Origin of the sequence: Burkholderia thailandensis E264, from assembly GCF_000012365.1 — a bacterium.
Classification (GTDB): Bacteria; Pseudomonadota; Gammaproteobacteria; order Burkholderiales; family Burkholderiaceae; genus Burkholderia; species Burkholderia thailandensis.
In genome coordinates, this window is sequence record NC_007651.1 from 1 (window position 1) to 12,077 (window position 12,077).

The following is a 12,077-nucleotide window of genomic DNA, read 5'->3' on the forward strand; positions in this document are numbered from 1 at the left end:
TCACTCGCGCCACCGCAGGCACTGCTGGCGAACCGTTTCGTTCAGCGATTTTTCCTGCTTGAAGATGGTCCTCAGCCACGATGCGTCGTTCACGCGCGCCTTCGCGAGCGCGCCGATCTCGTCGAGCGCCGCGCGCGAGCCGAGCGCCGCCGCATGCGGCGCGATGCGATCGAGCGTGTCGAGGATGTCCTCGGCGATCGTCCTGCGCTCCCCCGTCTGCGGATTCACGCAGGTGCCCTCGAGTCCGAAGCGGCACGCCTCGAAACGGTTGAACGTGTAGACGAGATAGTCGTCCTCCGACAGCTTGAGCGGCCGGTCGATCAGCAGATAGCGCGCGAGCGTCTGGATGTAGCACGCGATCGCGGCCGCGCGATCGACCGACAGCGGCGTGTCCATCACGCGCACCTCGATCGTTCCGTAGCCGGGCTTCGGGCGGATGTCCCAATAAAAATCCTTCATGCTGTTGACGACGCCCGTGTTCACCATCTTCGTGAAGTACTCCTCGAAGCCGCTCCAGGTGAGCACGAACGGCGCGCGGCCCGACAGCGGGAACGCGAACACGGAATTCAGGCGTGCCGAATGAAATCCGGTGTCGACGTTCTGCACGTACGGCGACGACGCCGAAAGCGCGATGAAATGCGGGATGAAGCGCGACATCGAGTGCAGCAGGAACAGCGCGCTGTCGGCGTCCGGGCAGCCGATGTGCACGTGCTGGCCGAACACCGTGAACTGCTTCGCCAGATAGCCGTACAGCTCGGAGATGTACTGGAAGCGCGGCGCGTCGAAGATCTGCCGCTCGCTCCATTGCTGGAACGCGTGCGTGCCGCCGCCGCAGAGCCCGACGTTGAGCTGGTCGGCCGCGTTGACGAGCGTGTCGCGGATCGCGTGCAGTTCGCCCAATGCCTGATCGTGCGTTCTGCATATGCCCGTCGACAGCTCGATCATGCTTTCGGTGATCTCCGGCGTGATGTTGCCGGGAAATTTCGCATCCTTGATGAGCCGCATCAGATCGGACGCCGCTTTGGTCAGATCGTAGTTGTGCGTATTGACGATCTGGATTTCCAGTTCGACGCCGAACGTGAAAGGTTCGGAGTTGACGAAGGTTTCGAGTGCCATGGCGTGGTTCCGGATAACGGGGTGCAAAGCGTCGGGCGCGCGAGTCAACTCGCGTCGCGCCGCTCGCCGACGGCCGACAGGCTGCGATAGACGACAAGCGGCCCGATCAGTTGCAGCACGACGATCGAGCACATGATGACCGCGCGCAGGCGCGGATCGAAATTCGGGTAGAGCTGGTAGGTGTCGTCGACGAGCAGATACGCGAGCGCCGACATCGGCACGAGCGAGAAGCCGAGCGCGACGCCCTGCTTCACGCCGAGGCCGCTCGGCTTCGCGAACGCGAGCACGCCGACGAGCTTCGCGAAAAAGCGCGTCGCAATCAGCGCACCCGCGACGAGGCCGCCCGCGACGACGTCCTGCCATTCGAACGACGTGAGCGTCAGCACGAACAGGATCACGGTGAGAAGCCAGCCGGCCGTGCCGAAATGTTCGGGCCACAATTGCGGGCGGACTTCGAGATTCTTCACGATGATGCCGGCGAGCAACAGCGTGAGCATCGTCGACAGCTTGAGCACCTGCGCGACCGCGATCGCCAGCACGACGAGGCCGAACAGCGCGACGAACGAATGCTCGTCGCGCATCGTCGCGGCGACATGCCTGAACAGATAATTGCATGCGCGAGCGAACAGATACGCGACGATGAACGAGCCGGCGAGCAGGTAAATCGGTTGCAGGATCGTCGCGAACACGTTGCCGTACGCCTCCTGATGCAGCCAGCTCGTGACGAGCTTCGTCAGCACGACCGCATAGACGCTGTTGAGCGCGGACAGCGTGATGAGCCGCTGCGACACCTGCCCTTCCGCGCGCAACTCCGTCTTCAGCTGGATCACCATCGCGGGCGACGTCGAGATGGCGATCGCCGCGAGCACGAGCGCGATCATTCCCGGCACCTTGAGCAGCAGCAGCACCGCGAGCACGAGCACGAACGTGAGCGTCGCCTCCGCGAGACTCGACGCGATGAGCCAAGGATTGCGGCGAATCCAGCGCAAGTCGAGCCGGCTGCCGAGCTCGAACAGCAGCAGCCCGAGCGCGACGTTGATGAGGAGCCGCAACGTGTCGTCGGTGCTCGCGTCGATCACGCCGAAGCCGAACGCGCCGGCGATGAGGCCGATCACCGCGTAGCCCGTCACGCGCGGCAGGCGCCATGCGCGATAGCAGAGCTCGCCGCACAGGCCGGCGGCAAACAGTGCGAAGCCTGCCCAGAAAATCGCATCCGGGGCAAGCGGCCAGTTGGGTAGAAACGAGAACGCTGACTTCATCGTGGTGACTTCTCCTTTGGAAGGCAACCTCCGGCGACGCGAATCGAGCGAGTCGAGCGAATGATGCGCGCTGGATGAGGGGTTGCCCCGTCGTTCGTTGTTCTGTACGACCGTTAGGACATGGGGTAAGCCCGCATCGCTGAAAAGGGTGCGACGATCAGTCGGGCTTGCGGCCGATCTGGGTCGGCCTGGCGTGTGTGAATGGACAGCGCGATCTCAAATCCTCAGATTCGAATCCGAGCCGACCGTTCCGTTGATGCAATCGTGGCGCTGCGCCATGACCTGCGTGAAGGAGATCGATTGTGCCACAGGTATTCCAGTCCGAACCGAAATCGGGCAGACGATGGCCGATCGCCAGAGGCCTGCCTCTTTACCTTGAGGTAAACCTGTATACATACGTAGTAAGAGTTAACAAGACAGCCGATTTTCTGTGGATAACCAGTGTTTACGTCGGCAGATCATGCACTTGCCGCGCGCATAACCGGATGCACAGCCTGTTTGCCCGCACAGAGTTTCGATGAGCAACTTTTCGGGTCTGTGCGGCCGGGCGAAGTTACCCCGTTTACGTCCACATCGGCTGCACAGCGAATGAGCAGGAAGTTCGCGTGGTTATCCACAGGCTTGGGTGGATAACGGGCCGGTGCGTCTGTGATGAATGTCGCGCGAGCTGCTCGCCGCCGGGCGGGCGATTGCTCAGATAGTGAGAGTGGGCCGGCCGCGACGGCTCAGGCGACGCGGCCGCGCCGCAATGCGCGAATGAGGAAGCGGGCCGGGTCGATCGCTTCGGCGAGTTCGCGTTCGAGCGGCCACGGCTCCCCTTCAATTTGCGCGGCGATCAGCTCGGCGCCGAGCGCCGCCCACACGAGCCCGCGCGAGCCGTAGCCGAATGCGCCGTACAGGCCTGCCGCGCGCGGCACGTCGCGCAGCCTTGCGCCCGTCAGCGCGGCTGCATCGCGGGCGGCCGCCGCCTCGTCGCCGAGCTCGCCGACGAGCGGCAATCGGTCGCTCGCAACGCAGCGAAAGCCGACGCGTCCCGCGAGCGCGTGCGCATCGAGCGCGTGCGCGGAAAACGCCGGCAGCAGCCGTTCGAGCCGCTCGAGGTTTTCGCGATGGCCGGCTTCGCGCAGCGTCGTGTCCGCGTCGTCCGGCTCGTAGGTTGCGCCCGTCAGCGTGACGCCGTTCGCGAGCGGCACGACATAGCCGTCTCCGATCGCGGGCAGCGGCACGGCGGGCGCGCTGCCCGGCGGCAGCAGCGTCAACTGGCCGCGCACGCGCTGCGTCGGCGCATGCCGCAGGCCGGCGACGCGCGCGGCATCGGCCGCGTTCGCGACGATGACGACGCTCGCTTGCGCGATCGTCGCACCCGACGCGTCTAGCGCGAGCCAGCGGCCGTCGCCGCCGCGCTCGAGCCGCGCGACTTCGACGCCGGCGATGCGCGAAAGCCTGTCGCCCGCGGCCGCGCACTGCGCGGCCGCGAGTGCGGCGGGGCTGATCGAGCCGCCTTGCGGAAACAGCCAGCCGCCGTGCGCGATATCGGTTCGCAACAGCGCTTGCGCGTCATCGCGCGACAGCGTCCGTGCGAGCTCGGACGGCACGCCGAGCGTGTCGACGCTCTCGCGCATCAGCTCGAATTCGTCGGCCGATGTCGCGAGCTGCACGAGGCCATGCGCGCTGCGCGCGAACGTGTGCCCGGCGTGCTCGAGCGCGCGCCAGCGATTCAGCGCATGCAGGAAGCCGGCGCGCGACAGGCGGGCCGCGAGGTTGTCGTCGCGTGCGATCATCGGGTGGAACACGCCGGCGGGGTTGCCCGACGCCTCGCTCGCGATTCGCTCGCGGCGCTCGATCAGCGTCACGTGCCAACCGCGCGCGGCGAGCCGTTCGACGGCCGCGCATCCGGCGAGCCCCGCGCCGATCACGATCGCATCGCGCGTGCCGACGTCGAGCGCTCGCGGCGGCTCGTGGCGCCGCACTCGCCAGCGCGGCGCGAATTCGCCGACGAGCATTGCGCGCTTGCCGGCGAAGCCCTCGACTTTCCGATACGCGAAACCCGCTTCGTCGAGCGCGCGCTTGACGGCGCCCGAGCTCGTGTAAGTCGCGAACGTCGCGTGCTCGTCGGCGAGCTTCGCGAGCGATTTGAAGATCGCGGGCGACCATAAATCCGCGTTCTTCGACGGAGCGAAGCCGTCGAGATAGAACGCGTCGGCGCGCAGCGCGAGATTCGGCAACACGTCGAGCGCGTCGCCGAACGCGAGCGTGAGCGTGACGCGCCCTTCGTCGAATTCGAGGCGATGCACGCCCGGCGTCAACGCGGGCCATGCGTTCGCGAGCGCGTCGACGAGCGGCTCAATAGTTGTATATGCAACGATATGCGCGGCCGCACGCCGCAGATCGTCGCGCGCGAACGGGTGCTTTTCGACCGACACGAAGTGAAGCCGCTCGCAGTGCGACGGATCCGCGCGCCATGCGGCCCATGTCGCGAGAAAGTTGCAGCCGGTGCCGAAACCCGTCTCGACGATCGTGAAAGTTCGCTTGTGACGCCAGCGTTCGGGCAGGTCGTTGCCGCGAATGAACACGTGATCGGCCTGGGCGAGCGCGCCGGCCGCGCTATGGTAGATGTCGCCGTAGAGGGGCGAGACGACGGTGCCGTCTTCGCGGAAGACGAGCGTCGCCGGTACGATTCGATCGGTCATGCGAAACAAAAAAGAAGGCGGCGAAAATGCGGCGAACCGCCGCGAAAGCCCCGTCCAGCCTGGCGTTGGCAAAATCCAACGAAACCGCGCGCGGGCGTTGGCCGAGCCGCGGCCAAGCCGGCTCGCGCGACTCGAAAGCCGCGCGGAACGCGTCTAACTCGACAAAATTCGCTCGAAAATCTTTGAAACCCTTGTCGTTATTGGGTTTGCGCTGCGCTATCATAGCAAGCGCCGTATCGCGGAGCTGCCAGGAGGCAAACCCGGCGGTGCGTTGCGCGGCGCAATACTTTGCGCCGTGCCGTTGCCACACACTATAGACGGCACGGTTCGCGCACGTATAATCGGCGCGTTCGCGCTGTTCGTGTCAACCTAACCTGGAAAGGAACCTTAATGAACAAACAGGAACTGATCGACGCCGTCGCCGCCCAGACGGGCGCCAGCAAGGCTCAAACCGGCGAAACGCTGGACACGCTCCTCGAAGTGATCAAGAAGGCTGTGTCGAAAGGCGACTCAGTTCAACTGATCGGCTTCGGCAGCTTCGGTTCGGGCAAGCGCGCAGCGCGCACCGGCCGTAACCCCAAGACGGGCGAGACCATCAAGATCCCGGCGGCCAAGACGGTCAAGTTCACGGCTGGCAAGGCGTTCAAGGACGCAGTGAACAAGCGCTGAAACGAGCTGTTCGCGAACAAAAAACCCGCTGGTTTCAGCGGGTTTTTTCTTTTCGGCGCGTTTTTTTTTGCCGCGCCGCATGGCCTTTTTCAATCTTTGACGATCAGTGGCGATGGACGATTTCGGCGTCGTCGCCGTGGTCGTGATCGTCATGATCATGGTCATGATCGTCGACGTCCCACGCCGGGAACGGGTCCGCGTAGTTCGCCCACGCGTCTTTGCCTTGCGCGTATTCCGCGTCGGTGAGCAGGCATGCGTCGAACTTCGCGCGCCACGCCGCCGCGTCGAGCCCGACGCCGATCAGCACGAACTCCTGCCGGCGATCGCCGATCGACGTGTCGGCGAGATCGCCGCGCCAGTCGGCGACGATCTCGTCGTATAGCTCGTCGCCCGCCTCCGGCCATTCGGCGCGATCCTGCGCGGCCCACCAGTGTCCTGCCGGACCGTGCCGGCACACGCCGCCCGCCTGCGACAGCGAGCCCGCGATGTCATTGCGCGTCGCGAGCCAGAAGAAGCCCTTGCTGCGCAGCACGCCCTTCCATTCTTCGTGCAGCAGCGCCCAGAGCCGCTGCGGATGGAACGGCCGGCGCGCGCGATAGACGAAGTGGCCGATGCCGTATTCATCGGCCTCGCTATGCACGTGGCCGTTGCCTCGGTCGGATTCTTCTTCATCGTCGTCATGCCGGTGCTCGAGCGACGCAAGCCAACCGGGCGCGTTCGCGGCCGCGTCGAAATCGAAGCGGCCGGTGTTGAGCACTTCGGCGAGCGGCACGTCGCCGAAGCGGCTCACGATTTGCCGCGCGCGCGGGTTCAGGTTCGCGAGGATACGCTGCAGGCGCGCGAGCGAATCGGCGTCGACGAGATCCGCCTTGTTGATGACGAGCACGTCGCAGAATTCGATCTGCTCGATCAGCAGTTCGACGAGCGTGCGGTCGTCTTCTTCGGTCGCGGCGAGGCCGTGTTCCGCGAGCGCGTCGTCGCGCGCATAATCGCGCAGGAAGTTGAACGCGTCGACGACGGTGACCATCGTGTCGAGGCGCGCGACGTCCTCGAGCGCCGAGCCGTCGTCGTCGACGAACGTGAAGGTTTCGGCGATGGGCATCGGCTCGGCGATGCCGGTCGATTCGATCACGATCGCATCGAAGCGGTTTTCGGCCGCGAGGCGGCGGATCTCGACGAGCAGATCGTCGCGCAGCGTGCAGCAGATGCAGCCGTTCGACATCTCGACGAAGTGCTCTTCGACATGCGACAACTCGGTCGCGCCGCGCACGAACGTCGCGTCGACGTTGGCCGCGGCGAGATCGTTGACGATCACGGCGACCTTCAGGCCCGCGCGATTCGCGAGGATGTGATTGAGCAGCGTGGTCTTGCCGGCGCCGAGGAAGCCGGACAGCACGGTGACGGGCAACGGCTGGTTCATTGCGGTGCGCACCAACGAAAAAAGCGGGAAGCGAGCCGCCGCGCCCCGAAAACGGGGCGGCACCGGCGAGCGGCCGGCGCGAACGGGCGGCGGGAAAGCCGCATTGTGCATCAAATATAGACGGACGGCCGCGCGCGGCGGCAGAACGGCCGCGATTTCATGATGTGTGATTCGATAACGAAACGAACGTGGGTGCTTGCATGCCGTGCGATCGATCGCCGGACTGCCGGCGCGGCATTGCATCGCCTGGTGCGCTCAGGCGGCGGATTCACGCCCGTTCCGCCCGGCCGCGCGCCTGCGTGGCGCCGCGGCGAGCTAGCGCTGCGCGCTTTGCGCGCCCTGCGCGGCGGGCGCGGGCATCAGCTTCCATCGAACGAGAATGTCGGCGATCTTCCGCGCATACTTGTCGCGCAGCGAAGGCGTCTCCGAATGGTACGCGCCGACCGCCTGCCACGTGTTGCCGTACTTGTCCATCTTGCGGCGCAGATGCCAGGCGGCGATATAGACGCTCTTGCACGGCTCCATCAGCGTGTCCTTCGTGATTCCGTAGCGGGACAGCGTCGGCAGATGGATCGAGTTGATCTGCATGAGGCCGTAGTCGGTCGATCCGTTCGTGTTCTTGTTGAGCGCTTCCGGGCGATTATGCGATTCCTGCCACGCAATCGCGCGCAGGATCAGCGGATTCACGTTCTGATACTTCGCGGCTTCGTCGTAACAGTCGGCGCGAGCAGGTGCGCTGGCGAACCATGCGCCGGCGGCAAACATCGCGACAATGACGAACTGCTTCTCCATCTGGAAATGAACCGGTGAATTGTTTTACGCTTCGCAGAAGGCCGGGAAAACCCGCACGCGCTTTTCGCGCGATGCCGCTCCGGCCGCCCGTATCATACCTGCAACCGAACGGTTCGCCACGAGCGGAGGCTATCCGGTTGGTTTGGACTACGGCGTTTGTCAAGCACGTTTATACCGCATTATCGTGCCGGTGCTTGTCGAAACTTCGCATGCGAAAACTTACGTGCGGCATACGCATTCGATTTTTTTTATGGCGTAAGTGAGACAGTTCTCGGTTCAATGTGATATTTCGGACATGAAAAACTGCTAATGTCTGCTTTTTTGATCCTGACCTTACGTAATACCATCGGAAACGGCCGCCGCCGGCATCGATCCATCAATCCATGACAAGAACTCGCTTTGCTTTGCGGCGCGTCGCAACGGCGCTCGTCGTCGCCGGAATTGTCGCCGCGCAGGCCGCTCACGCTCAGGTCACGCTCAATTTCGTCAATGCGGACATCGACCAGGTCGCGAAGGCGATCGGCGCCGCGACGGGCAAGACGATCATCGTCGATCCGCGCGTCAAGGGGCAGTTGAATCTCGTCGCCGAGCGCGCCGTGCCGGAAGATCAGGCATTGAAGACGCTGCAGTCCGCGCTCCGGATGCAAGGTTTCGCGCTCGTCCAGGATCACGGCGTCCTGAAGGTCGTGCCGGAAGCCGACGCGAAGCTGCAGGGCGTGCCGACCTACATCGGCAACACGCCGCAGGCGCATGGCGATCAGGTCGTCACGCAAGTGTTCGAACTGCGCAACGAGTCGGCGAACAACTTGCTTCCGGTGCTGCGCCCGCTGATCTCGCCGAACAACACGATCACCGCGTATCCGGCCAACAACACGATCGTCGTCACCGATTACGCGGACAACGTGCGCCGGATCGCGCGGATCATCGCGGGCGTCGACAACGCGGCAGGCGCGCAGGTTGCCGTCGTGCCGCTGAAGAACGCGAACGCGATCGACATCGCCGCGCAGCTCACGAAGCTGCTCGACCCGGGCGCGATCGGCAACACCGACGCGACGCTGAAAGTCACCGTGCAGGCCGATCCGCGTACCAACGCGCTGCTTTTGCGCGCATCGAACACGCAGCGCCTCGCCGCGGCGAAGAAGATCGCGCAGCAGCTCGACGCGCCAAGCGGCGTGCCGGGCAACATGCATGTCGTGCCGTTGCGCAACGCCGATGCGGTGAAGCTCGCGAAGACGCTGCGCGGGATGCTCGGCAAGGGCGGCGGCGAAAGCGGCTCGTCGGCGAGCTCGAACGACGCGAATGCGTTCAATCAGGGCGGCTCGCAGAGCGGCTCGAATTTCTCGACGGGCACTTCGGGCACGCCGCCGCTGCCGTCGGGGCTGTCGTCCGGCTCGTCGGGCGGCATGGGCGGCACGATGGGAGGCGGCGGGCTCGGTACCGCCGGCCTGCTGGGCGGCGACAAGGACAAGAGCGACGAGAATCAGCCGGGCGGCATGATCCAGGCCGACTCGGCGACGAATTCGCTCATCATCACCGCGTCGGACCCGGTGTACCGGAACCTGCGTGCGGTGATCGACCAGCTCGATGCGCGGCGCGCGCAGGTGTACATCGAGGCGCTTGTCGTCGAGCTGAACTCGACGACGAACGCGAACCTCGGGATTCAGTGGCAGGTCGCCAACAACGCGCTCTATGCAGGCACGAACCTGCCGACGGGAGGCGTGGGCGGCGGCAACAGCATCGTCGACCTGACAACCCGGGCCGCGACGTCGGCCGTCGGTGCGATCAGCACGCTCACGCCGGGGCTCAACATCGGCTGGTTGCACAACATGTTCGGCATCCAGGGGCTCGGCGGGTTGCTGCAGTATTTTTCCGGCGTGAGCGACGCGAACGTGCTGTCGACGCCGAACCTCGTGACGCTCGACAATGAGGAAGCGAAGATCGTCGTCGGCCAGAACGTGCCGATTCCGACCGGCTCGTATTCGAATCTGACGAGCGGCAACACGAACAATGCGTTCAACACATACGACCGGCGCGATGTCGGCCTGACGCTGCACGTGAAACCGCAGATCACCGAAGGCGGGATTCTGAAGCTGCAGCTGTACACGGAGGACTCCTCGGTCGTGAATACCACGGTCAACAACCAGTCCGGCCCGACGTTCAACAAGCGCTCGATCCAGTCGACCGTGCTGGCCGACAACGGCGAGATCATCGTGCTCGGCGGCCTGATGCAGGACAACTATCAGGTTTCGAACAGCAAGGTGCCGCTGCTCGGCGACATTCCGTGGATCGGCCAGTTGTTCCGCTCCGAAGGCAAGACGCGCCAGAAGACGAACCTGATGGTGTTCCTGCGTCCCGTGATCATCACCGATCGCGAGACCGCGCAGGCGGTGACCTCGAACCGCTACGACTACATCCAGGGCGTGACGGGCGCGTACAAGTCGGACAACAACATCATCCGCGACAAGGACGACCCCGTCGTCCCGCCGATGCCGCTCGGCCCGAGCCAGGGCGGCTCGCCCGCGATGAACCTGTTCGACATCGACAAGATGCGGCGCCAGCAGCTCGTTGCGCCCGCGCCCGCCAGCGCGCCCGCGGCGGCGAGCGACGCCGGCGCCGCATCGTCGGGAGCCCGTCCGTGACGCAGGCGCTCGCGCAAGGCGCTCAGGATCAGCCTGCCGCGAGCGCGCCGTCGCCGCTCGCCGCGCGGCTGTTGCCGTACGGCTTCGCGAAGGCCGGCCAGATCCTGATCGCGCATCAGCACGCGGACACGCTCGAAGTGTGGATCAGCGAGCGCACGAGCTCGGCCGCGCTTGCCGAAGTCGCGCGCAACTTCGGCGCGATCTCGTTGCTGCGCCTGCCGGCCGACGAACTCGCGCAGGCGATCAACCACGCGTACGCGCGCCAGGACGGCAGCGCCGCGCAGATCGTCGGCGAGGTCGAGGGCGAAGTCGACCTGTCGCGGCTGATGCAGGACATTCCCGAAGTCGAGGACTTGCTCGAATCGGAAGACGACGCGCCGATCATCCGGATGATCAACGCGCTCTTGACGCAAGCGGCGCGCGAGCAGGCGTCGGACATCCACATCGAGCCGTTCGAGAACGCATCGGTCGTGCGCTTTCGCGTCGACGGCACGCTGCGCGACGTCGTGCGGCCGAAGAAGGCGCTGCACGGCGCGCTGATCTCGCGGATCAAGATCATGGCGCAGCTCGACATCGCGGAGAAGCGCCTGCCGCAGGACGGCCGGATCACGCTGCGCGTGGGCGGGCGGCCCGTCGACGTGCGGGTGTCGACGCTGCCGACCGGGCACGGCGAGCGCGCGGTGCTGCGTCTGCTGGAGAAGGACGCGCAGCGGCTGAACCTCGAAGCGCTCGGCATGGGCCGCGACACGCTCGTGCAGTTCGACAAGCTGATCTCGCGCCCGCACGGCATCGTGCTCGTCACGGGGCCGACCGGCTCGGGCAAGACGACGACGCTGTACGCGTCGATGTCGCGGCTCGAAACCGCGACGACCAACATCATGACGGTCGAGGACCCGATCGAATACGACCTCTCCGGCATCGGCCAGACGCAGGTGAACGAGCGGATCGGGATGACGTTCGCGCGCGCGCTGCGCTCGATCCTGCGTCAGGACCCGGACATCATCATGATCGGCGAAATCCGCGATCTCGAGACCGCGCAGATCGCGGTGCAGGCGTCGCTGACGGGCCACCTGGTGCTCGCGACGCTGCACACGAACGATGCGGCGTCGGCCGTCACGCGTCTGACGGACATGGGCGTCGAGCCGTACCTGCTCGCGTCGTCGCTGCTCGGCGTGCTCGCGCAGCGGCTCGTGCGCCAGCTCTGCCCGGTGTGCAAGGAGGAGCGGCACGAGGACGGCCGCGCGGTCTGGCATCCGGTCGGCTGCGACAAGTGCGGGCATTCGGGTTACACGGGGCGCCGCGGCGTTTATGAGCTGCTCGTCATCGACGATTCGATCCGCTCGCTGATCCACCGCAACGCAGCCGACGCGGAGATTCTCGCGACGGGCCGCGCGAACGGGATGCGCACGCTGCGCGACGATGCCGAACGCTGGCTCGCGGCGGGCGCGACGTCGCTCGAGGAAGTGCTGCGCGTGACGGGAGGCGCGTAGCG

At 65.6% G+C, this 12,077-nt stretch carries 8 protein-coding genes; 3 read left to right on the forward strand and 5 right to left on the reverse strand.

The features are described from left to right. From BTH_RS12195 to mnmC, 3 genes are all read right to left on the reverse strand, one after another. Window positions 1-1,116 (reverse strand): YbdK family carboxylate-amine ligase, encoded by a 1,116-nt coding sequence (locus BTH_RS12195; RefSeq protein WP_009906739.1) that lies wholly within the window; start codon window positions 1,114-1,116, stop codon window positions 1-3. A gap of 44 nt (window positions 1,117-1,160) precedes the next feature. Next, window positions 1,161-2,375, reverse strand: coding sequence for a cation:proton antiporter (locus BTH_RS12200; protein WP_009910322.1), 1,215 nt, complete (start codon window positions 2,373-2,375; stop codon window positions 1,161-1,163). Between the two features lie 725 nt (window positions 2,376-3,100). Beyond that, entirely contained in the window at window positions 3,101-5,065 is a 1,965-nt protein-coding gene (gene mnmC, locus BTH_RS12205; RefSeq protein WP_025404045.1) for a bifunctional tRNA (5-methylaminomethyl-2-thiouridine)(34)-methyltransferase MnmD/FAD-dependent 5-carboxymethylaminomethyl-2-thiouridine(34) oxidoreductase MnmC, read from the reverse strand. Window positions 5,066-5,455: 390 nt separating this feature from the next. Here mnmC and BTH_RS12210 point away from each other — a divergent pair, with 390 nt between their 5' ends. Further along, window positions 5,456-5,734 carry an HU family DNA-binding protein gene (locus BTH_RS12210; protein ID WP_004195781.1) on the forward strand — a complete coding sequence of 93 codons (279 nt, stop codon included), beginning with the start codon at window positions 5,456-5,458 and terminating at the stop codon, window positions 5,732-5,734. A gap of 103 nt (window positions 5,735-5,837) precedes the next feature. Here the strand turns inward: BTH_RS12210 and BTH_RS12215 are convergent, their stop codons facing one another. Next, the gene (locus BTH_RS12215) at window positions 5,838-7,154 is read right to left on the reverse strand and encodes a GTP-binding protein (RefSeq protein ID WP_009910325.1); all 1,317 of its coding nucleotides are present in this window, start codon (window positions 7,152-7,154) and stop codon (window positions 5,838-5,840) included. 315 nt (window positions 7,155-7,469) lie between these two features. Next, window positions 7,470-7,946 (reverse strand): lytic transglycosylase domain-containing protein, encoded by a 477-nt coding sequence (locus tag BTH_RS12220; RefSeq protein WP_025404046.1) that lies wholly within the window; start codon window positions 7,944-7,946, stop codon window positions 7,470-7,472. Window positions 7,947-8,329: 383 nt separating this feature from the next. Between BTH_RS12220 and gspD the strand changes: the two genes are divergently transcribed. After that, on the forward strand, window positions 8,330-10,585 hold the full coding sequence (gene gspD / locus BTH_RS12225; RefSeq protein ID WP_025369682.1) for a type II secretion system secretin GspD: 2,256 nt from the start codon (window positions 8,330-8,332) through the stop codon (window positions 10,583-10,585). After that, window positions 10,582-12,075, forward strand: coding sequence for a type II secretion system ATPase GspE (gspE, locus tag BTH_RS12230; RefSeq protein WP_009906747.1), 1,494 nt, complete (start codon window positions 10,582-10,584; stop codon window positions 12,073-12,075). Before gspD ends, gspE begins: the two co-directional genes overlap by 4 nt. Window positions 12,076-12,077 lie beyond the last annotated feature (2 nt).

Coding starts and splice junctions, on each gene's coding strand:
- BTH_RS12220 (WP_025404046.1), bottom strand. CDS start 7,946: ATGGAGAAGCAGTTCGTCATTGTCGCGATGTTTGCCGCCGGCGCATGG.
- gspD (WP_025369682.1), top strand. CDS start 8,330: ATGACAAGAACTCGCTTTGCTTTGCGGCGCGTCGCAACGGCGCTCGTC.
- mnmC (WP_025404045.1), bottom strand. CDS start 5,065: ATGACCGATCGAATCGTACCGGCGACGCTCGTCTTCCGCGAAGACGGC.
- BTH_RS12195 (WP_009906739.1), bottom strand. CDS start 1,116: ATGGCACTCGAAACCTTCGTCAACTCCGAACCTTTCACGTTCGGCGTC.
- BTH_RS12200 (WP_009910322.1), bottom strand. CDS start 2,375: ATGAAGTCAGCGTTCTCGTTTCTACCCAACTGGCCGCTTGCCCCGGAT.
- BTH_RS12210 (WP_004195781.1), top strand. CDS start 5,456: ATGAACAAACAGGAACTGATCGACGCCGTCGCCGCCCAGACGGGCGCC.
- BTH_RS12215 (WP_009910325.1), bottom strand. CDS start 7,154: ATGAACCAGCCGTTGCCCGTCACCGTGCTGTCCGGCTTCCTCGGCGCC.